This is a genomic window from Streptococcus porci DSM 23759, from assembly GCF_000423765.1.
Classification (GTDB): Bacteria; Bacillota; Bacilli; order Lactobacillales; family Streptococcaceae; genus Streptococcus; species Streptococcus porci.
Window position 1 is genome coordinate 32,400 of sequence record NZ_AUIP01000015.1, and the last position, 24,176, is coordinate 56,575.

21 protein-coding genes are annotated in these 24,176 nt (G+C 41.3%); 17 read left to right on the top strand and 4 right to left on the bottom strand.

Features of this window, described 5'->3' with window-relative positions:
- Positions 1-250: 250 nt before the first annotated feature.
- From G576_RS0106915 to G576_RS0106980, 15 genes are all read left to right on the top strand, one after another.
- Positions 251-934, top strand: a complete 684-nt coding sequence (locus G576_RS0106915; RefSeq protein WP_027973987.1) for a response regulator transcription factor — start codon at positions 251-253, stop codon at positions 932-934.
- Positions 927-2,087: a sensor histidine kinase gene (locus G576_RS0106920; RefSeq protein ID WP_027973988.1), complete on the top strand. Its 1,161-nt coding sequence runs from the start codon at positions 927-929 to the stop codon at positions 2,085-2,087. Before G576_RS0106915 ends, G576_RS0106920 begins: the two co-directional genes overlap by 8 nt.
- Before the next feature lie 10 nt (positions 2,088-2,097).
- Positions 2,098-2,220 carry a teichoic acid D-Ala incorporation-associated protein DltX gene (locus G576_RS0106925; protein WP_037618695.1) on the top strand — a complete coding sequence of 41 codons (123 nt, stop codon included), beginning with the start codon at positions 2,098-2,100 and terminating at the stop codon, positions 2,218-2,220.
- A gap of 27 nt (positions 2,221-2,247) precedes the next feature.
- The gene (gene dltA / locus G576_RS0106930; RefSeq protein ID WP_425423372.1) at positions 2,248-3,774 is read left to right on the top strand and encodes a D-alanine--poly(phosphoribitol) ligase subunit DltA; all 1,527 of its coding nucleotides are present in this window, start codon (positions 2,248-2,250) and stop codon (positions 3,772-3,774) included.
- Positions 3,771-5,027 (top strand): D-alanyl-lipoteichoic acid biosynthesis protein DltB, encoded by a 1,257-nt coding sequence (dltB, locus tag G576_RS0106935; protein WP_027973991.1) that lies wholly within the window; start codon positions 3,771-3,773, stop codon positions 5,025-5,027. The genes dltA and dltB overlap by 4 nt, the downstream gene beginning before the upstream one ends.
- Positions 5,028-5,059: 32 nt before the next feature.
- Complete coding sequence (dltC, locus tag G576_RS0106940) at positions 5,060-5,299, top strand: D-alanine--poly(phosphoribitol) ligase subunit DltC (RefSeq protein ID WP_027973992.1); 240 nt, start codon at positions 5,060-5,062, stop codon at positions 5,297-5,299.
- On the top strand, positions 5,292-6,554 hold the full coding sequence (dltD, locus tag G576_RS0106945) for a D-alanyl-lipoteichoic acid biosynthesis protein DltD (RefSeq protein ID WP_027973993.1): 1,263 nt from the start codon (positions 5,292-5,294) through the stop codon (positions 6,552-6,554). The genes dltC and dltD overlap by 8 nt, the downstream gene beginning before the upstream one ends.
- 16 nt (positions 6,555-6,570) lie before the next feature.
- Positions 6,571-6,870 carry a hypothetical protein gene (locus G576_RS12510; protein WP_051178046.1) on the top strand — a complete coding sequence of 100 codons (300 nt, stop codon included), beginning with the start codon at positions 6,571-6,573 and terminating at the stop codon, positions 6,868-6,870.
- Complete coding sequence (locus tag G576_RS13020; protein ID WP_051178048.1) at positions 6,867-7,061, top strand: hypothetical protein; 195 nt, start codon at positions 6,867-6,869, stop codon at positions 7,059-7,061. The genes G576_RS12510 and G576_RS13020 overlap by 4 nt, the downstream gene beginning before the upstream one ends.
- Positions 7,054-9,399, top strand: a complete 2,346-nt coding sequence (locus tag G576_RS0106955; protein ID WP_037618697.1) for a cation-translocating P-type ATPase — start codon at positions 7,054-7,056, stop codon at positions 9,397-9,399. Before G576_RS13020 ends, G576_RS0106955 begins: the two co-directional genes overlap by 8 nt.
- 408 nt (positions 9,400-9,807) lie before the next feature.
- On the top strand, positions 9,808-11,112 hold the full coding sequence (locus G576_RS12515; protein ID WP_083959974.1) for a serine hydrolase: 1,305 nt from the start codon (positions 9,808-9,810) through the stop codon (positions 11,110-11,112).
- A gap of 105 nt (positions 11,113-11,217) precedes the next feature.
- Positions 11,218-12,570 (top strand): UDP-N-acetylmuramoyl-L-alanine--D-glutamate ligase, encoded by a 1,353-nt coding sequence (gene murD, locus G576_RS0106965; protein ID WP_027973995.1) that lies wholly within the window; start codon positions 11,218-11,220, stop codon positions 12,568-12,570.
- Complete coding sequence (locus tag G576_RS0106970; protein WP_211218879.1) at positions 12,571-13,638, top strand: UDP-N-acetylglucosamine--N-acetylmuramyl-(pentapeptide) pyrophosphoryl-undecaprenol N-acetylglucosamine transferase; 1,068 nt, start codon at positions 12,571-12,573, stop codon at positions 13,636-13,638. It begins immediately after the preceding gene.
- Complete coding sequence (locus G576_RS0106975; RefSeq protein ID WP_027973997.1) at positions 13,639-14,979, top strand: cell division protein FtsQ/DivIB; 1,341 nt, start codon at positions 13,639-13,641, stop codon at positions 14,977-14,979. It abuts the gene before it with no gap.
- Positions 14,980-15,067: 88 nt separating this feature from the next.
- Positions 15,068-15,868 carry a C39 family peptidase gene (locus tag G576_RS0106980; RefSeq protein WP_027973998.1) on the top strand — a complete coding sequence of 267 codons (801 nt, stop codon included), beginning with the start codon at positions 15,068-15,070 and terminating at the stop codon, positions 15,866-15,868.
- Positions 15,869-16,350: 482 nt separating this feature from the next.
- On the opposite strand, the gene G576_RS0106985 is transcribed toward G576_RS0106980, so the two are convergent.
- Both G576_RS0106985 and G576_RS0106990 read right to left on the bottom strand, forming a co-directional pair.
- Entirely contained in the window at positions 16,351-17,031 is a 681-nt protein-coding gene (locus tag G576_RS0106985; RefSeq protein ID WP_027973999.1) for a DUF4956 domain-containing protein, read from the bottom strand.
- A 1-nt stretch (position 17,032) separates the two neighbouring features.
- The gene (locus tag G576_RS0106990) at positions 17,033-17,794 is read right to left on the bottom strand and encodes a polyphosphate polymerase domain-containing protein (protein ID WP_027974000.1); all 762 of its coding nucleotides are present in this window, start codon (positions 17,792-17,794) and stop codon (positions 17,033-17,035) included.
- A 179-nt stretch (positions 17,795-17,973) separates the two neighbouring features.
- On the opposite strand from G576_RS0106990, the gene G576_RS0106995 reads away from it, so the two are divergent.
- Both G576_RS0106995 and G576_RS0107000 read left to right on the top strand, forming a co-directional pair.
- Positions 17,974-19,212, top strand: coding sequence for a carbohydrate-binding domain-containing protein (locus G576_RS0106995; protein ID WP_027974001.1), 1,239 nt, complete (start codon positions 17,974-17,976; stop codon positions 19,210-19,212).
- A 138-nt stretch (positions 19,213-19,350) separates the two neighbouring features.
- The gene (locus G576_RS0107000; RefSeq protein WP_027974002.1) at positions 19,351-21,021 is read left to right on the top strand and encodes a formate--tetrahydrofolate ligase; all 1,671 of its coding nucleotides are present in this window, start codon (positions 19,351-19,353) and stop codon (positions 21,019-21,021) included.
- A gap of 134 nt (positions 21,022-21,155) precedes the next feature.
- Here the strand turns inward: G576_RS0107000 and G576_RS0107005 are convergent, their stop codons facing one another.
- Both G576_RS0107005 and G576_RS0107010 read right to left on the bottom strand, forming a co-directional pair.
- A complete protein-coding gene (locus tag G576_RS0107005) occupies positions 21,156-21,869 on the bottom strand; it encodes a hypothetical protein (RefSeq protein ID WP_027974003.1) in 714 nt (237 codons plus the stop codon).
- 106 nt (positions 21,870-21,975) lie between these two features.
- Positions 21,976-24,165, bottom strand: a complete 2,190-nt coding sequence (locus tag G576_RS0107010) for an LTA synthase family protein (protein WP_027974004.1) — start codon at positions 24,163-24,165, stop codon at positions 21,976-21,978.
- Positions 24,166-24,176 lie beyond the last annotated feature (11 nt).

The following is a 24,176-nucleotide window of genomic DNA, read 5'->3' on the forward strand; positions in this document are numbered from 1 at the left end:
GGTGTGAACGAAACTATCTTAAAACTAAATAATGGTCTCTCCTTGATTTATTCCAATCATTATCTGACAGGGAGCAGTTTAGCTTTCTAGTGAGTTTTTGTTTAGTATAAAGAAGTGTATCAAAGCTCGGGTGAGTTTGTTGCTATTTTTTAAGTAGTTTTAGAAAGCTATATTTTCTTGAAAAATTCAATCTTATTTCAAGGAAGATGGGATATACTATAATAGAGTAAAAGTAGGAGGTCGGGAGCAGATGAGAATTTTAGTGGTAGAAGATGAGAAAAGTATCGCTGAGGCAATTAAGGCAATTCTGGAGTCAGCTTCTTATGATGTGGATCTTGCTTATGATGGGGAGTCTGGACTTGACTATATGCTGACAGGGCTATATGACTTGGTATTGCTAGACATCATGCTTCCTAAAATCGATGGCTACTCTCTACTAAAACGTGTTCGTCAGCTAGAAATGACTATTCCCATCATCTATTTGACTGCAAAATCAGAGCTTGATGATAAGGTTGCGGGCCTAGATTTGGGGGCAGATGATTACATGACAAAGCCCTTTGAGGCGGATGAGCTTTTGGCTCGGATTCGCGTGAGGACGCGCCAGTCTTCGACACAAAATGTTAATCACTTAAAGTTGGGAAACCTAATCCTCAATTTAGATACCAGAGTGTTATCCTCACCAAGTCATAATATCAAGCTATCTAACAAGGAGTTTTTGCTGATGGAGACTTTCTTGCGAAATGCTAACCAAATTATTCCTAAGAATCAGTTGATTATGAAGGTTTGGGGGCTAATGGACGAGTCAGAATACAATCAACTGGAAGTTTTCATTTCCTTTTTGAGAAAGAAGCTCCGCTTTTTACAAGTGGATATTGTCATTAAGACGAGTAAAGGTGTCGGATACTCAATAACCGACGGTGGTGATAATGATTAAGAACCTTCGTCAAAAATTTGTCCTGATTAACATGTCCTTAATGTCTGGGCTAGTCTTGCTGCTATTTTCAGTCTCCAATTACTATGACCATTATTGGAATGAATTTGACACCCATCGTATCGTCAAAATAGTGGCACAAAATGGCTATCACGCCTCCTCTGACGAAATGTTGGTTTTGGTATCCATTGACGCTGATGAGACAATCCATATTATTAACAATGATACGGATTTAAGCAATCAGGAAATTAGAGACATCAGTCGTTCCCTTAAGACACAAGGAAAAAAGTATTGGAAATGGGAGCATTACATTTATCATTTAATTGAAAAGTCAGACGGTAGTTGGCAATTAGCCTTTACTGATTTGACAAGTCGGGATAATTCGCTGGTTCAGAACCTCTTAATTTTCAGTTTTGTTATCATTGGCTTTTTCCTACTCTTTGGTCTGAGTGTTTACCTGTCTCGTTTTATTATAAAGCCTGCGCAGGAAGCAGTTGCAAGGGAAAAGCAGTTTGTCTCAGATGCCAGTCATGAGCTTAAGACACCTGTGGCAGCCATTCGAGCCAATGCTCAGGTCTTGAAAAACCAGATAGAGCCAAACCGTTACTTGAATCATATTTTGTCTGAAACCAAGCGTATGGAGTTGCTAGTGCAAAATTTACTAGGTCTCTCTAGGCTAGGTGATCATTACGACAAACTGCAGGTTGCACGTGTGAACTTATCTGAGATTTGTGAAGAAATGCTTCTTGGCTACGAGAGCTTAGCTTATGAAGAAGGCAAAGTGATTGAAGATAATATTAGCCAAGGAATTTATATGAGTGGAAATGAGGGGCAACTAAAACAGTTGCTGGCGATTCTCCTCGATAATGCCATCAAATATTCCTTGCCTAAGAGCAAAGTAAGGCTTGGTTTGAAAACCGAAAAGAAAAAAGCTGTTCTGACTATTAGTAATCCAAGTCAGAAATACCCAGAGGACGTTTTGGAAAAGTTGTTTGACCGCTTTTATCAAGCAGAGCAATCCAGAAGTCGTCAGGATAGTTTTGGTCTAGGCCTGGCTCTAGCTAAATCCATTGTTAATAAACATATGGGTACAATCAAAGCTTACCAAGACCAAGAGACGATGACCTTTGAAGTTACCTTTAAATTGAAAAAGTAAGGAGAAGATGATGAAAGGTTGGCAAATCTTTTTGTTAAGAACAATCTATTACACACTGATTATTTTAGTCTTGATTTACTTGTTTAGTTATCTTGGACAGGGGCAAGGCAGTTTTATCTACAAAGAATTTTAGAAAAGGATGTGGTGTATGATTCAAAATATGATTCAACAAATCGAACATTGGGCTCAGGTGGATGGGGATTTTCCTGTTTATGACATACTGGGGAAGCGATATAGTTACAAGAACTTAAAGGAAGATTCGGATACCTTGGCCGCTTATCTTGATTCGCTGGGCTTGGTCGAAAAGTCTCCAGTTATGGTGTTTGGCAGCCACGAATATGAGATGTTAGTGAGTTTTCTCGCCCTATCTAAATCTGGCCACGCCTACATTCCTGTGGATGCCCATTCGGCTTTGGATCGGATTGAGGCGATTTTAGAAATCGCAGAGCCGAGTTTGATTATTTCTGTTGGTGATTTTCCCATTACAGGAAATGCTATACCAATGATTGATGATAAGCAGCTGTCAAATGTTTTATCTAAAAAGGTTGGATACGACATCACTCACGCTGTTCAAGGCGATGATAATTACTATATCATCTTCACTTCCGGAACGACAGGAAAGCCCAAAGGTGTGCAAATCTCGCATGATAATTTGCTGAGTTTCACCAATTGGATGATTGAATCGGATGATTTTTCGGTTCCTGAAAGACCTCAGATGTTGGCGCAACCACCCTATTCATTTGACTTGTCTGTCATGTATTGGGCTCCAACGTTAGCCAAAGGAGGAACTTTGTATGCATTACCAAAAGAATTGGTTCAGGATTTCAAGCGTCTTTTTAGTACGATAAATGAACTTCCAATAGGCGTTTGGACATCGACACCGTCATTTGTTGATATGGCTATGTTGTCCAAGGAATTTAGCGAAGAAACGCTTCCGCAGCTTAATCGTTTTTATTTCTGTGGGGAAGAACTGACCTTGAAAACAGCTCAGAAATTACAGGAGCGTTTTCCAAACGCTCGTATAATTAACTCTTATGGTCCTACAGAAGCAACGGTTGCTTTTTCAGCTATGACTGTTACGCCAGACTTACTATCGGGAATAGACCGACTTCCAATAGGATATGTCAAGTCAGATTCGCCAACCTTTATCATTGATGAGGTTGGAAATCAGCTACCAGCAGGAGAGCAGGGAGAAATCATCGTGACAGGTCCAGCTGTGTCAAAAGGTTATCTCAATAATCCTGAAAAGACGGAAGAAGCCTTTTTCACTTATAATGGACAACCTGCCTACCATACTGGCGATTTAGGTACTCTGTCTACCGATGGCCTCTTGCGTTATGGCGGTCGCCTTGATTTTCAGATTAAATTCAATGGTTACCGTATTGAGTTGGAAGATGTGGCACAAAATTTGAACAAGTCAACCTTAGTTGAATCAGCAGTCGCAGTACCACGCTATAATAAAGAACATAAGGTACAAAATCTCATCGCCTATGTGGTTTTAAAAGAGGGTTCAGCTCAGCTATTTGCCAAAGAAATAGATATTACAAAGGCTATCCGTGAAGAACTTAAGGACATCATGATGGACTATATGATGCCGACTAAGTTTATCTATCGTGAGAGTTTACCGCTAACGCCTAATGGGAAGGTGAACCTGAAAGGCCTCATTGAAGAGGTGAATCAGCGATGAATTTGCAACAGTTACCACACTTAGAAGTCTATGGCAATCCTTTGTATTTTATCTATCTTATTTTAGCTGTGTTGCCAATCTTTATCGGACTTTTTTATAAGAAACGCTTCCCCATCTATGAGACGCTGATTAGCTTGCTTTTCATTTTCCTGATGTTAACGGGAACAGACTTGTCACAACTCTTTTCTTTTGGCCTATATGTGGTTTGGCAGACGATTCTGGTGTTTGCTTATCGGAATTATCGAGCCAAAGCGAATCAGACTTGGATTTTCTTTCTTAGTGTGTTTCTGGCGATATTCCCATTGACTTTTGTCAAAGTGACACCTCTTTTGTTGGGAATGCAGAATGCTCATCAAGCAACACTCTTTAGTTTTCTTGGGATTTCTTATTTAACCTTTAAATCTGTAGGTATGCTCATGGAAATGCGTGATGGAGTGCTAACAGAATTTACTCTTTGGCAATTCTTGCGTTTCCTTCTCTTTTTACCGACCTTTTCAAGTGGACCGATTGACCGTTTTCGACGATTCAATGAGGATTATGAGAAGATTCCTGATAAGGCAGAACTTCTTGATATGTTGGAAAAGGCTGTGCATTATTTGATGCGAGGTTTCCTTTATAAATTTATCATCGCTTATGTGCTAGGTCAGGTTCTCCTCCCTCCCCTGCAAGAGATGGCTTTGTCAAGAGGAGGGACATTTAGTCTTTTAACGCTAAGTATCATGTATGTCTATGGCTTTAACTTATTTTTTGATTTTGCCGGATATACCTTATTTGCTCTAGCGATGTCGCAACTCATGGGTATAAAAAGCCCTGCTAACTTTGACCAACCTTTCAAGTCTCGTGATTTGAAAGAATTTTGGAATCGTTGGCACATGAGCCTGTCTTTTTGGTTTAGAGATTATGTTTTCATGAGACTGGTAAAGGTCCTGATGAAGAATAAAGTGTTTAAAAACAGAAATACGACTTCAAGCGTCGCTTATCTGATAAACATGCTTATCATGGGACTTTGGCATGGCTTAACTTGGTATTATATTGCCTACGGGCTCTTTCATGGGCTTGGTCTTATCATCAATGACTGGTGGTTGCGTAAGAAGAAAAGTATCAATAAAGAGAGAAAAGCAAAGGGACAGTCACCCCTGCCAGAAAACAGATGGACAGAAGCCCTGGGAATTATTATCACCTTTAACGTGGTCATGTTCTCATTTCTTCTGTTCTCAGGATTTTTGGATCAGCTCTGGTTTCCAAAATATTAGTACATCATTAAAAATAATAGGAGAATTTAAAAATGGATATTAAAACAGAATTACTAAGCATTATCGACGAACTTTTTATGGAGGACGTTTCTGACATCATGGACGAAGATCTTTATGATGCAGGGATTTTGGATAGCTTGGGGACAGTTGAACTGATTGTAAACTTAGAAGAACGTTTTGACATTGTCGTTCCTGTATCTGAATTAGGGCGTGAGGACTGGAACACTGCAAATAAAATCATTGCAGGAATAGAGGAACTCAGAAATGCTTAAACGCCTTTGGCAGATTTTGGGGCCAATTCTCTGTGCCTTTCTTCTTGCCAGTGCCCTTATCGGCTTCTTCCCAAGTCAAATCACCTATTCAAAGAGTGCTGAGAAGAAAGATGCAGTTGCTTTATCAACCTCACAATTTAAAAGTAGATATAAAAAGAATCGGGCCCTTTCGGACAACTCAATCAACTTTGTTCCTTTTTTTGGGTCTAGCGAGTGGTCACGTTTTGACATCATGCATCCATCTGTTTTAGCAGAAGCTTACAATAGATCTTACACCCCTTATCTTCTTGGACAAAGAGGAGCAGCGTCTTTAACTCACTTTTTTGGCAGTCAGGAAATAGCTGACGCTTTGAAAGGAAAGCAGGCTGTTTATTTCGTTTCTCCGCAATGGTTTGTAAAAGAGGGGACTAACGCGAATGCTTTTCAGAAGTACTTATCTACTGGGCAAATCGCTGAATTTTTAGCAACTAACAAGGGAACAGAGTACGATAGCTACGCTGCCAAGCGTTTATTAGAAATCTACCCCCAAGCTCCATTTCAAGCTATGCTGACAAAGGTGTCTGGTGGGGAAAACTTGAATGACTCAGAGAAGGCTAGCCTTGATTTTCAACGACAGATTTTGCTGAAAGAGGATAATTTCTTTGGTCGATTAGCTTTTGATACTGGAAATTACCAGAAGGTTCAAAAACAAGCCAAAAAATTACCTCAGGATTTTTCCTACGCGAGCTTGGAGAAATTGGCAATAAAAGATGGACGGAAGAAGACTAGCAACAATGAATTTGGCATTAAAAATCATTTTTATACAACTAGGATAGCTTCGCATAAAGAAAGATTGCGGGGAAGTCAAGTGGCCTTTGATTATAGAAAATCCCCAGAGTATCAAGATTTTCAACTCATGCTCCAGCAATTTGCGGAGAGTGAAACGAACGTCATATTTGTTATTCCACCAGTCAATGATAAGTGGGCCGCTTTTACGGGTTTGAATCAGGACATGTATCAGCAAGCAGTCGCTAAGATTAAGCACCAGTTAGAAAGTCAAGGATTTACCAATATCGCTGATTTTTCAAAAGATGGGGCTAAACCTTACTTCATGCAGGATACCATTCACATGGGCTGGATAGGTTGGCTAGAGATGGATAAGCAGATAAACCCTTTCTTAACCCAACAAGCAGAGGCGCCAACTTACAAGCTTAATTCTAGATTTTTGAGTCAGGACTGGGCAAATTACACAGGTAGCCTAGAAGAATTTAAGTAAGATTAGAGGAAGAAGAATGAAACTTATTCCCCTAAAGAAGGAGGATTATTCAGCCTTTATGAAAGCCTGTCAGGTTTCGTTCTCATTAGCCGTCCAAGAAGAAAAAGATATTTCAGATGAACTCATTCCACCCGATGAGGATTTGTTGGAGAGTTTGCATCATCCTGATGCCCAGTCTTTTTTCATTGAAGAAGCTGGAGAAATTATTGGAGAAGTCGTCGTTCAGATTGCAGCTAATTATCACAATCATTTGGATTTTTTCTACATGAATCCAGATATTATTGGAAAGGTTATGGGAGTAGGGTTTGGGAATTGATTGAAAAATCTTATCCTGAAACAATTATCTGGGAAACAACGACACCTTATTTTGAAAAACGCAACATTGCTTTTTACCTTAAGAAGTGTGGCTTTAAGATTGTCGACATCTTTGTCTTTGATGATGATGTAGATGAACTGATGTTTCAGTTTGAGAAAATCATGAAAAATAGACCAGAAATGGATGAATGAAATGAAAGATAGTGTTCAAGGTCTATCAGCTGACCAAGTTCAAAAACGAGTAGAAGCTGGTCAGACTAACGATTTTAAGACCAAAGCCAGTGATAGTAACTGGGAAATTTTTAGGCGAAATGTGTTTACTACTTTTAATGCATTAAACTTTCTAGTCTTTTTGGCTTTACTAGCAGTGCAGGCTTGGTCAAATCTCTTTTTCTTTGGAGTTATTATTCTCAATGCTGTTTCAGGAATGTTGACGGAATTGCGAGCTCGTCGTATGATTGACAAACTGAATCTCATGACCAAAGACCAGATTCAGGTGGTTCGTGACGGTCAGATTGTCTTGATTGACCCAGAGGATATTGTCTTAGATGATGTTCTCTTCTTATCTGCGGGGCAACAAGTGCCCAGTGATGCTCAGGTTATCAAGGGCTCGGCTGAGTTAAATGAAGCGATGCTAACAGGAGAGAGTGACCTTATTTTAAAAACTCAGGGTTCTGAATTACTGTCGGGGAGTTATCTGGTTAGTGGCCAGCTCTACGCGCGCGTGGTTCATGTCGGAGCAGCTAATTATTCCAACAAGTTGATGTTGGAAGCTAAAATCCACAAGCCGCTGGTCTCTCGCATCATGTATAACATGGATAAAATTGCCAATTTTACTGGTAAAATTATCATTCCTTTTGGTCTAGCACTCTTTTTGGAAGCCTACCTAATCAAACTTTTACCGCTGAAAGATTCTGTCGTTACCAGCTCAACAGCTCTACTTGGAATGTTACCAAAAGGAATTGCGCTTTTGACCATGACGAGTTTGCTGACGGCAGTTATTAAGCTGGGGATGAAAAATATTCTTGTTCAGGAGATGTATTCGGTAGAAACGCTGGCGCGTGTTGATGTGCTCTGCTTGGACAAGACGGGAACCATCACCCAAGGAAAAATGACAGTGGAAGAAGTTCAATCACTGTCGGATGAGTATTCCTTGGAAAAGATTCAAAAATTACTTGCCGCTTACAGTCAAGCTAGTACAGATAGCAATTCAACAGCGCAAGCCATTCGTACAGCTTTTGGAGAGCTAAAACACCCGTATCAAATCAGGGAAAGTATTCCATTTTCCAGTGATAGAAAATGGGGAGCAGTGACTGTTGATGATTTTGGAAGCCTATTTTTAGGGGCACCTGAAATGCTACTGACAGAAAATCCTACTTCAGTTAGTGAGGCTCAAAAACGTGGCTCCCGTGTACTGATTTTAGCTCAAAGTCTGGACAGGGTTGATGCTCAGTCAATGACTTTACCATGTCAGATACGTCCTCTAGCTTCTATCGAAATCACAGACCCTATTCGTGAAGATGCTAAGGAAACCTTGGAATACTTGCGGTCTCAGGATGTCATCTTAAAAATCATCTCTGGGGATAATCCAGTGACGGTATCGCATATTGCTAAGGAAGCAGGCTTTCTTGACTTTGAGAATTATGTGGATTGCTCAAAAATAAGGGATGATGAATTAGTAAAAATGGCTGAAGAAACAGCAATTTTTGGACGAGTATCTCCTCATCAGAAGAAATTATTGATTCAAACCTTGAAAGCCAATGGACATACCACAGCTATGACTGGGGATGGCGTCAATGACATTTTGGCTCTTCGTGAAGCCGATTGTTCGATTGTTATGGCTGAGGGCGATCCTGCGACCAAACAGATTGCCAATCTCGTTCTCTTAGATTCTGAATTTAAGGATATTCCAGAAATTATTTTTGAAGGACGACGGGTGGTCAACAATATCGCACACGTGGCACCGATTTTCCTCATAAAGACCATCTACTCTTTCCTTCTAGGGATTGTGTGTATTTTGAGTGTTGCTCTTGGTAAGGCACAGTATCTTCTTGTTTTTCCTTTTATTCAAGTGCAGATGACCTTGATAGGTCAGTTCGTGGAGGGCTTTCCACCTTTTGTTCTAACTTTTGAGAAAAATATCAGACCTGTAGAAAAGCACTTTCTCAGAAAATCTCTCATACTAGCCTTGCCAAATGCTCTCATGGTGGTTGTAAGCGTTCTGATTTTTCATCTAATGCAGGTCTATGGCGATTTGAGTGTGGAAGATATGCTGACCCTATCCTATTATGTTCTAGGTTCGGCAGGAGTTCTAGCTGTTATTCGTGCCTGCCTTCCACTGACTAAATCTCGAATGGCCTTAATCCTTTACTCGGTTTTTGGATTTTTCATCAGCTCACATATCTTACATCAAACAGTTGAAATCAACCGATTGACTAGCCACACATTAACGATTTATGTCGTTCTCATGAGCATTTTTATCCCTATCTTCTTCTGGTTCAGTCATTGGCAAGAGCGTCAGCATTTCTAAGTTGATGTTTTGATACCTCTAAATGTATTTTCTTTATGAAAAATCAGGGGAGCTACTTGCAAATTACTGAAAAAATTAGAGAGCCCTTGCTAAGAGTTTCATCTTAGTGAGGGCTTTGTGGTAGATGCTTTATTGATTCTCCAATGGAGTATAATCTCATCCACTTTACTGATAGGTAATCCAAATGATGAGATAAGGCGTGACACTAAAATGTGACCTTAAAAATTTAACGTCAGTTCAGCCTAGAAAGTGGTTTATATTGTCATTTTTCGCATAAAAGCACGCCCAGTTTCTTTTATCACAAGTCACATAATCACTCTAATCCGAGAAACTCATCTTCTGGTTGTTTGACAATGATTTTGTGTTATTGTTAGAAAGTTTGAAAAAAATGTTTTATAATGGGTTGGTATGAAAAGTAACTATCGGCGTCGTACCAGTCGGCGACAAAAAAGACAAAAAACCACAAAGCATCTTCGTTATCGTTCGGGAAATACCATAAGAGCTAACAGAAGAAAGACTAATCACTCTTTTGTCCTTACTGGAAAGAAAATTTTGGAACAGTCACCACTTGTTTTTTTGAAGGAGAGCAAGTTTTTTGGGGGAGCTCTTTCTTTACTTGCGACTCTGACCTTAATTTGGGTAGTCAGCACCGCTTTTCCCAAAAAAGAAAGGCAGGAAGTCAATCAAACAACAAGGACAAGTAAGGGACAGGAAGATAGACTTCCTAGAACTTCGGGTGAAACTAGGTCGGAAGTTGAGAAAGCTGAGGCTAAGCCGTGGGTAAAGAGTCAGGAAGCAAAAGAAGCGGCTATGTCTGAGGACTTAGCTTATATGTCATCTTTGGGGCTTTACTATGATTATGCCCATCTGAGTTTGGAGGATACCGTCAAGGCGTTTTTGGCTGAGCAGGGTTTGGAGGTGTCTCAGGTAGCTTTTTCTTATAAAAACTTAGTGACGAATGAAGCATTTTCCATGAATGACACCCAGCCTATGACGGCTGGCTCGACTTATAAGTTACCGCTTGCTATGCTCATCATTGATGAGGTGGAGGCTGGTCACATTGATATGACTGAGGAAGTGAATTACACAACTATTGGAAATATCACCGATGCTCCAGACTATCCTCTGTATTTGGCTGGTTTTGGTGAGACCATGAATTGGACTCAGATTTTGGACAATGCTTTGATTCATTCTGAAAATACACCTGCCTATATCATGGCAGACCGTTTGGGTGGTTTTCATGTGGCCTACCAGCGTATTGCTAAATTTGGTCAATCAAAAGGGGCTGTTAAAACCATTGACTACGATGGCGGCAATAAGACCACCAGCAATTATTACATCCAAGTGCTTGATTATCTTTGGAAAAATAAGGACAAGTACGCTCCCATCATTGACCGCCTAGATGCCTCTTTCACCAATCAATGGTACGAACAGTATGTTAATTGGGTTAGGGTTTCTCAAAAACCAGGCTATTCTCAGGAGGCTTTGAATGTCAATGCGATTGTTGAGGAGGAGACCCCATATATCATCTCACTTTACACAGCAGGCTTTGGTGGAAGTAATGAATTTACTACGGAAATCAATGGCTACGGCTACTATCAAGTGACTTGCTTGGCCTATGTCATCAATGAATGGCATAGGGTCAACATGAATCCAGCTAAGGAAGCACTAGCCCCAGAAACAAGCACCGAAAGTGGCTACACAGAGAACTAGGTCTAACCTAGTTTTTTCATTTGAAGCTCTGCCTTTACCTTGAAAAATAGGTCTATAAAAGGTAAAATATATGGGATAGAATTGATAGAATGGACTTGTTGTGACATGAAACAGATCACAGATTTTGAAAATAAAAAAGTATTGGTATTGGGATTGGCACGTTCTGGTGAAGCTGCGGCTCGCCTGCTTGCTAGGCTGGGAGCTATTGTGACCGTTAATGACGGTAAACCTTTTGATGAAAACCCATCAGCCCAAGCACTTCTTGAGGAGGGCATTAAGGTCGTTTGCGGTAGTCATCCCCTTGAGCTTTTGGATGAACGTTTTGAACTTATGGTCAAAAATCCAGGGATTCGCTACGACAATCCCATGGTAGCTCGTGCTCTTGAGAAGGGAATTCCGGTCTGGACAGAGGTTGAGCTAGCCTATTTGATTTCTGAGGCGCCCATTATTGGTATCACAGGCTCAAACGGCAAGACGACAACCACAACTATGATTGCGGATGTTTTTAATCACGCAGGCAAGTCAGGACTTCTGTCTGGCAATATTGGTTTTCCAGCCTCTGAGGTGGCTGTCAATGCAACAGCTGATGATACCCTCATCATGGAACTTTCTTCCTTCCAGCTTATGGGAGTGGAAACTTTCCGTCCTCATATTGCGGTCATTACCAATCTCATGCCGACCCATATTGATTACCACGGGGATTTTGAGGGGTATGTTGAAGCCAAATGGAACATGCAAAATCATATGACAGAAGAGGATTTTGTTGTTCTGAACTTTAACCAAGACTTGGCAAAAGAGCTGGCGCAACGAACCCAAGCGACAGTCATTCCATTTTCAACCAGTGAAAAAGTGGACGGAGCCTACCTAGAAGAGGGAACCCTCTACTTTAAAGGTGAGGCGGTTATGTTAGCATCAGAAATCGGTGTGCCGGGTTCTCACAATGTAGAAAATGCCCTTGCCACGATTTCTGTTGCCAAATTGTCAGGTATTTCAAATGACATCATCAAGGAAACCTTGTCCTCATTTGGTGGGGTTAAACATCGTCTCCAATTTGTAGGAGAAGTTAATGGGATTAAATTCTACAACGACTCAAAATCAACCAACATTTTAGCGACCCAAAAAGCTCTATCAGGTTTTGATAATGCTAAAACGATTCTAATTGCTGGTGGGCTTGATCGTGGCAATGAGTTTGATGAACTTGTGCCAGATATTACTGGCCTCAAACTCATGGTCATCTTAGGAGAGTCGGCGCCACGTGTTAAGCGGGCAGCGGATAAGGCTGGTGTAGCGACACTTGTTGCTAAAGATGTAGCTGAGGCAACCCGAATTGCTTATGAAAATGCAGAAGCGGGTGAAGTTGTTCTCCTCAGCCCAGCCAATGCCAGCTGGGACATGTACAAAAGTTTTGAAGTGCGTGGTGATGAATTTATTACCAGCTTTGAAGCATTGAAGGGATAAATCATGACCAAGAAAAAAATTGTATTTACCGGTGGTGGAACTGTAGGCCATGTGACCCTTAACTTGATTCTCATTCCAAAATTTCTCACAGATGGCTGGGAAGTTCATTATATCGGTGATAAAAATGGGATTGAGCACAAGGAAATTGATAAGTCAGGGCTTGATGTGACTTTCCACTCTATCGCGACAGGGAAGCTCCGCCGTTATTTCTCATGGCAAAATATGTTAGACGTCTTCAAAGTGGCTTGGGGAGTCCTTCAGTCTTTTGTTATTTTGGCAAAGCTCCGCCCGCAGGCACTCTTTTCAAAAGGAGGCTTTGTGTCGGTACCACCTGTTATTGCAGCAAAAGGCTTGCGCGTGCCAGTTTTCATTCACGAATCAGATTTGTCTATGGGTTTGGCCAATAAAATTGCCTATAAGTTTGCCACCACCATGTACACTACTTTTGAGCAGTCGGATGGCTTAACCAAAACTAAGCATATCGGTGCCATTACAAAAGTCGGCAGTCCCAAATCCTATAACCATCATCAGATAGACGCTATCAAGGCACAATTTGACGCTGATAAGACGACACTTCTCTTTATCGGAGGATCGGCTGGTGCCAAGGTTTTCAATGATTTTATCAGCAATCACGACCTGACAACTGACTTTAATATCATCAATATTTCAGGCGATGAAAGTCTTAATACTTTGGAGAAAAATCTCTACCGCATCAACTATGTGACCGACCTTTATCAGCCTCTTATGGATCTGGCTGACGTGGTGGTGACCCGTGGAGGTTCTAATACCATTTTTGAGTTGGTCGCTATGCAAAAGCTCCATCTGATTGTCCCGCTTGGTAAAGAAGCCTCTCGTGGAGACCAGTTGGAAAACGCCGCTTATTTTAAGGAAAAAGGCTATGCTGAGCAATTGCTTGAGCCTGACCTTTCTGAGAAGACCCTAAAAGAAAAAGTAGCTCTGCTATTGTCCCAAAAAGAAAAGTACCAAGAGACAATGAAAAACTCGCAGGAAATCACGTCACCGGATGCTTTCTATCAGCTCTTAAGTGACGCCATCAAAGGAAAGTAAATGACCAAGAAAAAAGACAAGAAAGAGCCTGTAAAGGTGATTGAAAAATCCGAGTGGCAGAAGCGTCATGAGGAATTTGTAGCCAGACGGGTAGCTAAAAAAGCTGAGGAAGAAAAGCGGCTTGCTGAAGAGAGAGAAAAAGCTGAAGCAGAAGTTGAAGCTGAATCCGCAGAAACTCAAGAGGGATTAGAAAAAGATGAGAAGCCAGAAGCGGATGATAGGGAAGAAACTTCTGAGCTAGATGAATCAGAGAAAGTGAACCAGTCAGACGAAGCTGATAAAAGTTCGGAAGGAGACGATGAAGTCACCCAGGCTGAACCTGAAAAAGAGGGGAATACGCTCAGCAGTAAGGAAGAAAAAACTGATAAAAAAGAGCTGAAAGCGCAGGCTAAGGCTGAAAAAAAAGCCAAAAGTCTGGAGAAAAAACGCCTTGGACGTCCGATGCGCATTGCTAGGCTAAAAGTAGCATCCATCATCTTTGTAGCACTGGTAACCCTAGTCTTATCCGGTTTTATCTTGACTCCTTTTAGCAAGGAGAAAAAACTAACGGTGACTGGTTTAACAAACACCGATGAGAGCACTGTGCTGATCGCTACGGGTATTAAAAAGTCTGATTATATTACCAGTGTTTTCCTCAACATGAGGGACTACGAGAAAGCCATTATTGCAGCTGATCCCTGGGTGAAGAGTGCCAAAATGACCTATCACTTTCCCAACACATTTGAGATTGCTGTTACCGAAAACCGGATTATCGCTTACGCGCAGACTAAATCTGGCTACCAGCCTGTTCTTGAAAATGGTGTTCGCATGCCTCTTGTTTCGGAAGCCAAATTACCAGCTTCCTTTTTAACGGTTAATTTGACGGATGAAAAAGCGGTGCAGTCTTTGGTTACCAAGCTAGCAAAATTAGATCAGAAATTGGTTTCAAGTATTCAGGTCGTAAATCCAATCAAGAATGCAGCTACTGAGGATCTAATTGCTTTGGAGGTCAAAGAGGGGCATATTATTCGAGTGCCCTTATCGCAAATTGAAGTCAAGTTACCATTTTACAGTAAAATAGTAAGTAATTTAACTGAACCAAGTATCATTGATATGGAAGTCGGCATTTACACCACTACCGCCACCATTGAGGACGTTATGGCTCAGGAAAAAGCAGAGCGAGAAGAAGCTAAGAAAAAGGCAGAAGAAGAGGCTAAAAAAGCGGACTCTACCTCAGAAAATTCTGACCCGACAAGTGAAAGTAGCCAAAGCAATTCAGACGAAACCGAAACGACCGAAATCAGTGAATCAACTGAAACAGGAACCACTGAGGAAACAAGTACAGCAAGTTCAAGTGAATGAAGTCAAGCTCCCTTTTGGGAGTTTTTTTCATAAATTTTTGACTTCAAAATCTAAAAGCGCTATAATTTTAGTGAAATGAGGTGATAATATGAAACGCTTGTATGCTTTTATCACAATACTTCTGCTAAGCACAATCATTGTGGTTGCGAGTATTTACACTTTGAAATCATCAAGATTCGAACAGAGTGTCGAAAAAGCGAGTCGAACGGAAACGACTTTTGACAGCAAATCGATTCTTCAAGAGGAAAGCACTGTTTCCGAGATAGGAAATACAAGTTACAAAGAAAATTCAAGTGAGGCAACAACTTTTTCTGAATCAGAAAATGCTCCAGAAATCGGTAGACAGATTGTACGCTTAGAAGTACCTCAACAAGTTCAAAGGGCTTGGAATACTTGCTCCCCAACAACGGTCAGCATGCTCCTAGCTTATAAAGGGATAGACGTCAGTCAGGAGACTTTAGCAGTGGAGATGGGAACGGACGAGACTTTTGGCACTCACAATGCTAATGCTATAGCTGTTCTAAATCAGTACCTTTTTGGCTATGCAACTCCATCAGCTAATCAGGCAGGTTACCGTTTGGAGACAGTGACCAACCCAGAAACAGACAAGTCGCTCTTTAAAGAACGTCTCAGAAAAAACATAGCGGACGGTTATCCTATGTATTACACAATAGAGCTTTCCACCCTCTCCACTGAGAAATGGGGTGAGCACAATGTCTTGGGGGTCGGTTACCAGTTGAATGCGGAAGGGACAGACATCGAGTCAGTCTATTATTTAGACCCCTCTTACGTTAGTCAGGATCCTGTTTATGGAGGATTAAAAAAGGTAACTGTGGAGGAATTGCTCTATTCAACCAGTGTTTGTGTAGAACCCAACTATGCCTGGTAGGATATTGGAGTAGGGGAAATTACCTCTTATGGGATAAAACTGTTATCAGATCCAACTAAAAAGGTCTGAGATTAAGTTTTCAACTTGATTTTAGACCTTTTTACTATGGCTTCAAGCCAGTTTTTCTCAACGAAAAAAAAACTACCAACCTAGCTGGTGACAGATGGAGCTTTGAGTGTTTATTTCTTTTTCTTAGATATAGTCAACAAAAACAAAAGCACTAGATTGGTGCAACATCTAACATTGCCAGATTCACTAGAATTTTCAAATCACTCGAATAGGATTTATGGATGAGAAAATCTAGGTACATATAAAGCACCTCAGAAAAGTATCGCAATCAGGCAATACTTTTCTGAGGTGCTTTTGTCTTGCATAGATGTTATAAAACCGTGGCCATAATAGTGTGACGTATGATGATGTGACTATAATCTGGTACTCTTGTATCTCGTTTTTTATTCTAGTAGCAATGAAAGGGGAGTCTCTTAAAGATTTTTTCGTTTTTTGGCTTTTGTGCTTAGGCTAATGTCAGTCTGTCCTAGCTGATTAAGGAGAAATTGAGTGAGGAGAAAGTCATCTGTAGCAACCTTTAAATCAATTTCATAGTTAAGAAGGAGCTCACTCCCTTGGTTATTACTTTTAATTGAAATCAATTCGAAAGCTGAGCAGTATTTATTTAGTGCTGTCTGTAGTTGTTCTTCAATAGACTCGGTCTTATGGACTGTCAGAGTTAAGTGACGACGAGTTTGTATCTGTTTTTTGCTCTGCCCTTTTTCCAAGAGAAACCAAATGCCTAAGATGAGAGCTGTAAAGAGAATGGCTAGGAGAAGAAAGCCAGTACCTGCTGCTAATCCGATAATCATCGAGAGAAAAATCGCCAAGAGCTCACGGGAACCACTGGTTGCAGAGCGAAAGCGGATGAGTGAAAAAGTTCCGGCTACGGCGATGCTGGTCCCCAAACTTCCATTGACTAGAAAGATAATGATGGTCATGAGACCAGGCAGAAGGGTCAGTGTAGTGACAAATTCTTTGGTATAGAGGGTACGGTACTTGTAGACAGAAGATAGGGCAAAGCCTAGTAGTAAACTGATTGCCAGAGCCAGAAAAAGTAATCCGGGATTTACGGTTGAAGTATTTGAATTAAAGATACTATCGAAGAGGTTCATCTTAAACACCTACTTTCTCATTTAGGATGGCAGGTCGTGGTTGGTAGTCTAAACCTTCTGAGCGGTGATAAGCGCAAGCATATTTTGAAAATTTTATCTGGATTAAGCCGTGCTTGTCTAGAATTTCTTGTAACCAATTAGGTTTGTCCTTACTTGCTTTTATTTCCATGATGATGTGGTCTGTATCTAGGAGAGCTTTCCCTGAATTTCCAGAAGTCAAGTCTACATGATTGTCACGATAGCGAAGATTTTTATCAAAAGTCACTCGTACCTTATCTTCAGCGCCTTTTTTCTGCTTGAGAGAGTAGCGTTCATAGTAGATGAAGATGCGAGGACTCAGTCCCTCGTAGCGGTCGCGTAAATCATAGATTTCTTGTACGAGGTGATGGTCAGTTATGCTCTTATCGCTTCGTCCATGGACAAGGAGTTGATTGATAAGAGGAGGTGTCGAAACGAGCCGAAGCTTGTGACCGACTCCTTCCAAATCCTTCTGTTTGATTTCCAAAAAGGCTTGGCTAGCGGAAGTCGGTTTCTGAGCATAGCAGCGCATTCGAATCTTTTCTCGCTTATTTCGACCAGCTAAAGCATCTTTGATAACCTCAAAGTCAGGGGTATCGAAATAGATGTTACTAATAGTAGAATTTGGGAAATCGTCTTCGGTCAAATAGGCTTTCAAATCCTCTAAAAGAGGCTTTAAGTGTTTTGTTGGTACCAAATATTTAGTTTCTACGCGTTTGAAACGTGTTGTGATGTGTTGAGTCATGTTGTTCTCCTTACTGATTATGATGATGATAACTATAAAGAAGAAAACTAAAAGTTTTTTTAAAAATAGCAGAGCTGAAAATCTGTTAAGCTTTCTTTATGAAAACTTTCAGATTGTTTTTAGGTTGGCTGATTAAACTGATACCAATCAAAAGAAATGAGGAGATCATCATGACATTTATTAAATCTAAAAAAATATTACTGACCAGTTTCGCTACCCTTGCTCTTTTAGCAGGTTGTTCGACAAGTCAGGCCACAAGTAGTACAGCCACAACTTCGACAGCCACAAGGTCGGAAACTTCAACGACTCAGTCCAGTTCAAAGCAAACAGATTACTTTAGTGAAAAGGACTATCAGACTACTTATGATGACAATACCGCTTCAAAAGTTAAACTATCAGGCTCGACAGCTACGGTCTCAGGTGATGGTGTATCTGTTTCGGGTTCAACAGTGACAATTTCGTCAGCAGGAACTTACGTTATCTCAGGTCAATCCGAGGGGGTTCAGATTCAAATTACAGCAGGTGAGAGTGACGATGTTCATTTGATTTTAAATGGGGTTACAATGACCAATAGCAGTGCAGCGATTTCTGCAACTACAGCGAATCATGTTTATCTAATTCTGGCAGATGGAACAACCAATAGTCTAGCGGATTCAAGCTCAAATACAGATGAAGATGCTGATGCAGCGCTTTTCTCAAAAGTTGACTTAACCATTAATGGCTCAGGGACATTAAAAGTTGAAGGGAAGACCAATAATGCCATTAAAGTCAATGATACACTCCACATCACAGGTGGAACTTATCAGATTACCTCGACAGGGGATGCTTTCAATGTCAATGATGAGCTCAATATTGCAGGAACAAAAATGACTATTGAGGCGGGAGAAGATGCTATCAAAGTTGATAATGATGAAGATTTGACTGTTGGAAATATGTATTTAGCCGATAATGAGATAACGATTTCGGCAGGTGATGACGGAATTCATGCTTCAGGAAATCTAGTCATCGACAGTGGAACTTATAAGGTGACAAATTCTACTGAGGGTATTGAAGGAAAATCTATCACCATTAATGATGGAACGATTGATGTTTATGCAACTGATGACGGTGTTAATGCAGCTAATGCTAACGCTTCCTCTAATGAGATTTTCTTTAATATGAATGGTGGTAATCTCACGGTCGAAGTCGGTCAGGGAGATACGGATGCTATTGACGCAAACGGTGATATCAATGTGACAGGAGGCAAGATTGAACTTGTTGGAAATTCAGGCTTTGACTATGATGGTACAGCAACTTTCACAGGCGGAACGATTATCATAAATGGTCAAGAACAAACTCAAATTGCCAATAGTATGATGGGTGGCGGTCAAGTAGGTCCTGGTCAAGGAGGTCCAACTCAAGGTGGCAGAGGTTTCTAAGAGTGTAAAAGCAACAATTCATCGCTAAACAGAGCCAGAAAGAAATAAATTCCGAACGTTAGATAACAAAAAGAGTTGTAACATGTGTTTTTATATCTTATCTGTTATAATGAAGTTATCAAACTAACGAGGTGACTCATGAAATCTGATATTGAAATTGCTCAAAGTGTCCAACTCAAGCCAATTACTGAAGTTGTTGAGAAAGTTGGCATTGACTTTGATGATCTTGAACTCTATGGAAAATACAAGGCAAAATTGTCCTTCGACAAAATTCAAACAGTTCAGGAAAATGAACCTGGAAAATTGGTGTTGGTAACAGCCATCAACCCAACACCAGCAGGTGAAGGGAAGTCAACCATGTCCATTGGTCTAGCAGATGCGCTGAACAAAATTGGTAAGAAAACCATGATTGCCCTGCGCGAGCCTTCACTTGGTCCGGTTATGGGCATCAAAGGTGGAGCAGCTGGTGGTGGTTACGCTCAGGTACTTCCTATGGAGGACATCAACCTTCACTTCACGGGAGATATGCACGCCATTACCACAGCCAATAATGCCCTGTCAGCTTTACTCGACAACCATCTCCAGCAAGGAAATGAGCTTGGAATTGATCCTCGTCGAATCATTTGGAAACGTGTGGTGGATCTTAATGACCGTGCCCTCCGTCAGGTGATTGTGGGGCTTGGAAGTCCAGTCAACGGCGTGCCGCGTGAAGACGGCTTTGACATTACTGTTGCCTCTGAAATCATGGCTATCCTTTGTTTGGCGACTGACCTTAAAGACTTGAAAGAGCGTTTGGCTAATATTGTCGTGGCCTACACCTACGACCGTAAGCCAGTCTATGTCCGCGACCTCAAGATTGAAGGGGCGCTGACCCTTATTCTGAAAGATGCCATCAAGCCAAACTTGGTGCAAACCATCTACGGTACGCCAGCTCTGGTACACGGTGGACCTTTTGCCAATATTGCTCATGGCTGTAACTCAGTTCTAGCGACCACAACAGCACTGCGTTTGGCAGATTATACAATCACGGAAGCAGGCTTTGGTGCAGATTTGGGTGCAGAAAAATTCCTTGATATCAAGACACCAAACCTTCCGAAATCGCCTGACGCTGTCGTTATTGTAGCCACTCTTCGAGCTCTCAAAATGCATGGAGGCGTTGCGAAGGCCGACCTTAATCAGGAAAATGTCCAAGCAGTACGTAGCGGCTTTGCCAACCTTAAGCGCCATGTGGAAAATATCCGCAAGTTTGGGATTCCAGCAGTTGTAGCAATTAACGAATTTGTGGCGGACACTGAAGCTGAGATTGCAGTTCTAAAAGAACTCTGTGCACAGATTGATGTGCCAGTCGAACTGGCTAGCGTCTGGGCCAATGGTGCTGATGGCGGTGTGGACTTGGCTCGTGCGGTAGTCTCTGCTGTGGAAAATGGCGGAGCAGACTATAAGCGCCTCTATTCAGACCAAGATAGCTTGGAAGATAAAATCACTAAAATCGTGACGGAAATCTACGGTGGACGTGCTGTTCAGTTCGGACCAAAAGCGAAAAACCAGCTTAAACAATTTGCGGAATTCGGCTGGGATAAATTGCCAGTCTGCATGGCTAAAACACAATACTCTTTCTCAGACAACCAATTCTTGCTGGGAGCGCCTGAAGATTTTGACATTACTATTCGTGAATTTGTTCCAAAAACAGGAGCGGGCTTTATCGTTGCTCTAACAGGAGATGTCATGACCATGCCAGGTCTGCCAAAAACTCCAGCTGCTCTTAATATGGATGTGCTTGAAGATGGTACAGCGGTAGGTCTGTTTTAAGTCCTAAATCTTAATTTCTAAGAACTCTAAAAGCCAACCTTTGTTGGCTTTTTTTGCCTACTTATTACTTATATTGTAAATTCAAGATACAAAAACTCTCCTAGATAACTAGGAGAGCGAAGGAGGTGAGCTAGTTAATTGACTTGCCTTCTTTTATCAGCTCTGCTATTTTGCCAAAACCGTCCAAGGAAAAGAAAGAGGTAGGCAACCAAAAGGTAGATGAGGGTAAAATAGCTGAGCCAATCTCCGTGCATGAAGCCAAAGAAGATTTGGAAGAAGAGGCTTAGGATGATAGGAACTAAATAGCCTTTTTTGTCCCAGTAGCCGACTGCAAGACCTACAATAGCAAAGATACCACTATTTGCTCCATAGAGAAGGAGCGGAGCTTCAGCCTGAAGGTTGTAAGGGTAGGCGTTGTTGGTACAAAGAGCGAGGAAGTAGATGGCAAGGCAAATCAGAATTGGAAGCGATGGATGCCTAATCCAACTTTTTTGGTGCATAAGACCGCCAACAAGGCTCCCCACTATTGCGGGGACAAAAGTTAAGATGGCAATAAGTAAGGGAAGTTCGTAATCAACGTAGTCAAATAGGCCGTAGATATGATGTAAGACTTGGCTCAGTAAAAGATCAGTAAGGGCACAGAAGATTGGTAAAAAGATTGGATAGTAGAAATTCCAGCCTTTACGATGGCTGATGATAAGGGTGCTTGAGAAACTAATCAGGGGTAGCACTAGATAGAGAAAATACATGAAAGCAATCCCTATAGCTGTTACAAAAGGAATCGCAATCAGACTTGCGACGATACTGACAATCAAGGCAAGAATTAGAGAGAATTTCCATTTTGTCATTGATATTCACCCCCGAAATAAAGCGTTTTCCTAGTTTAATTATAGCTTTTTGCCTCAACTTTTACAAATGAAATCATAAAAACGGAGACCTAAATCTCCGTTTTGTCTACTTATCTTTCTCCGTCGTACTGGTGCTTTGACTGGTTTCACTGCCAGAAACTTGAGGATTGAGCGCCGAGTAGCTAGGAGCAATATAGCGGTCAACCGTTGTCTTATTACCGTTTTGGCTATAAATACTGGTTGAAGCTGTTCCTAGCTTTTTCTCAATGTCCGTCAAGTTATCCAGACTATTGGTGTAAGAAAAATTATTAGCATCCACAACCTTTAAGCCGTTAGTCTTGTCAAAGCGGAGCAGGTCTCCAGTTTGGACATTATCACTCATCTGGAGCTGGAGGGCAGCTGAAGTTTTAATATTTTCCAGTTCAGCTGAGGTCGTTTCATCTGGATTAGTAATTTCAAGTCCGCTGACCGTGTCATAAATCCGCCCATTATAAGACGTGTAACGTGGGGTAATGTAACTTCCAGCTGTTCTTAGAGCGACGATTTGTTTATTTTCAGCTGACAGCAGGTCTTGCCCAACTTGGGTATAGTTTTTAGTATCAATACCAAGCACATGAAGCAAGGTCGGCAGCCCATCAATTTCACCACCGTAGGTATCACTGATAAACCCTTTAGTCATTCCTGGAACATGAATCATGTAAGGGACTCGCTGTAGCATGGCATTATCATATTGACTCCAGGTCTCTGTATCTTTGTCCAGAAGAGGTGCTAACTCAGGATTACGTGAGTTAGAAATCCCGTAATGATCTCCGTAGAGGACAATGATAGAGTTGTCATAAATTCCTGTATCTTTCAGATATTGGAAGAAGGCTTTTATGGATGTGTCCAGATAATTTGCTGTTGCAAAGTAACCGTTGATGGTTTCGTCATTGGTTTGTGCCAGAGGGAAACCTTGTTCTTCGCTGTTGCCAGCCAAGCTATTGTAAGGATAGTGGTTGGTAACAGTGATAAATTTGGTATAAAATGGCTGTTGCATGTGCTCCAAATACTGAATGGAGTCAGCAAACATGGTTTTATCATTGAGTCCGTATTGGAAAGAGTTACTGGAAGTCTGCTCAGAGAAGTAGGAGGCATCAAAGAAATAATTGTAGCCCCATTGCTTGTAAGCATTGTTTCGATTCCAGAAAGAGCCAACATTTCCGTGAAAAACGGCGCTAGTGTAGTTGCCGTTCTGAGCTAGAATAGTCGGTGCAGCAAACTGAGTGTTCTCCCCGCCATAGTTAACCATGAAAGAGCCGTTTGCGAGTCCAAAGAGTCCTGTTTCCATCATGGTTTCAGCATCAGAAGTTTTCCCAGCCTTAACTTGGTTAAAGAAGTTTGAAAAGGCAAAGGTTTCTTTTGAATGGTAGAGAGAGTTGATAAATGGGGTGACTTCGTACTCTTTACCATCAACCTTCAATTTGTAGTCAATCAAAAATTGTTGGAAAGACTCCAAGTGGAGAACGATGACGTTGCGCCCCTTACCAATACCGAAGTAATTTTGATTCGGGCTGGCATAGTGGGTGCTGAGGTAGTCTTTGACCGTGGCAAGGTCATCAGGGCTAGCGCTGTCACGCTCCTTTTGTGCCTGAATGGCTTGGTTGGTTGAATAAATACTAAAGGTGGGAAGTCCCAAAGCTCGTACGACGTAAGTATTGGAAAAGCCCCGGGTCAAGAGCTCTGGTCTATCCAGCTCAGCCATGAAAAGGTTGATGGAAAAAGCCAATACAGAGAGGGCAGTAACAGCAAAACTTGCTCGTTTGTGAAAAGGACGATCATCTGTGGTGATTTTCTTTTTCAAAAAAAGAATGGCAATCAAGAGATAATCCAATAGGTAGATAAAATCCCAAAGTTGCAGAGAATCAAGCACAGTCTTCCCGAGTCCTTCTGAGGTTTTTCGACTGGCCATAGCAGAGCTAAAAGTGATAAAGTCTGCAAATTCACGGTAGTAGATAATATTAGCAAAGAGCAGAATAGTCAGTAATATGGAGATAGTCCATGCTGCTATGTAAAAGGGCTTTTTGCGCTTGATGTAAAGAGCTAGACCGATTAGCAAAAGACCTATAGGAATAGGGTTAATGACTACCAAAATCAAACGGAGATAGTACTGGACAGGGTGCTCCACAGAGGCCAAGTCTAGATTAAAAGCCATAAAATAGGCCCAGATGGTCTTGAGGGTGTAGCCCAGCAAAAGGAGCAAGACAAAGCCCAATCGAGTCGAGATCACATCTAAAAAAGTGTCTTTAAATCTTTTCAAAGTGCCTTCCT

What these genes read in the sequence shown, in the direction of transcription:
- G576_RS0106915 (WP_027973987.1), top strand. Translation starts at nt 251, where the DNA reads ATGAGAATTTTAGTGGTAGAAGATGAGAAAAGTATCGCTGAGGCAATT.
- G576_RS0106920 (WP_027973988.1), top strand. Translation starts at nt 927, where the DNA reads ATGATTAAGAACCTTCGTCAAAAATTTGTCCTGATTAACATGTCCTTA.
- G576_RS0106925 (WP_037618695.1), top strand. Translation starts at nt 2,098, where the DNA reads ATGAAAGGTTGGCAAATCTTTTTGTTAAGAACAATCTATTACACACTG.
- dltA (WP_425423372.1), top strand. Translation starts at nt 2,248, where the DNA reads ATGATTCAACAAATCGAACATTGGGCTCAGGTGGATGGGGATTTTCCT.
- dltB (WP_027973991.1), top strand. Translation starts at nt 3,771, where the DNA reads ATGAATTTGCAACAGTTACCACACTTAGAAGTCTATGGCAATCCTTTG.
- dltC (WP_027973992.1), top strand. Translation starts at nt 5,060, where the DNA reads ATGGATATTAAAACAGAATTACTAAGCATTATCGACGAACTTTTTATG.
- dltD (WP_027973993.1), top strand. Translation starts at nt 5,292, where the DNA reads ATGCTTAAACGCCTTTGGCAGATTTTGGGGCCAATTCTCTGTGCCTTT.
- G576_RS12510 (WP_051178046.1), top strand. Translation starts at nt 6,571, where the DNA reads ATGAAACTTATTCCCCTAAAGAAGGAGGATTATTCAGCCTTTATGAAA.
- G576_RS0106955 (WP_037618697.1), top strand. Translation starts at nt 7,054, where the DNA reads ATGAATGAAATGAAAGATAGTGTTCAAGGTCTATCAGCTGACCAAGTT.
- G576_RS12515 (WP_083959974.1), top strand. Translation starts at nt 9,808, where the DNA reads ATGAAAAGTAACTATCGGCGTCGTACCAGTCGGCGACAAAAAAGACAA.
- murD (WP_027973995.1), top strand. Translation starts at nt 11,218, where the DNA reads ATGAAACAGATCACAGATTTTGAAAATAAAAAAGTATTGGTATTGGGA.
- G576_RS0106975 (WP_027973997.1), top strand. Translation starts at nt 13,639, where the DNA reads ATGACCAAGAAAAAAGACAAGAAAGAGCCTGTAAAGGTGATTGAAAAA.
- G576_RS0106980 (WP_027973998.1), top strand. Translation starts at nt 15,068, where the DNA reads ATGAAACGCTTGTATGCTTTTATCACAATACTTCTGCTAAGCACAATC.
- G576_RS0106985 (WP_027973999.1), bottom strand. Translation starts at nt 17,031, where the DNA reads ATGAACCTCTTCGATAGTATCTTTAATTCAAATACTTCAACCGTAAAT.
- G576_RS0106990 (WP_027974000.1), bottom strand. Translation starts at nt 17,794, where the DNA reads ATGACTCAACACATCACAACACGTTTCAAACGCGTAGAAACTAAATAT.
- G576_RS0107000 (WP_027974002.1), top strand. Translation starts at nt 19,351, where the DNA reads ATGAAATCTGATATTGAAATTGCTCAAAGTGTCCAACTCAAGCCAATT.
- G576_RS0107005 (WP_027974003.1), bottom strand. Translation starts at nt 21,869, where the DNA reads ATGACAAAATGGAAATTCTCTCTAATTCTTGCCTTGATTGTCAGTATC.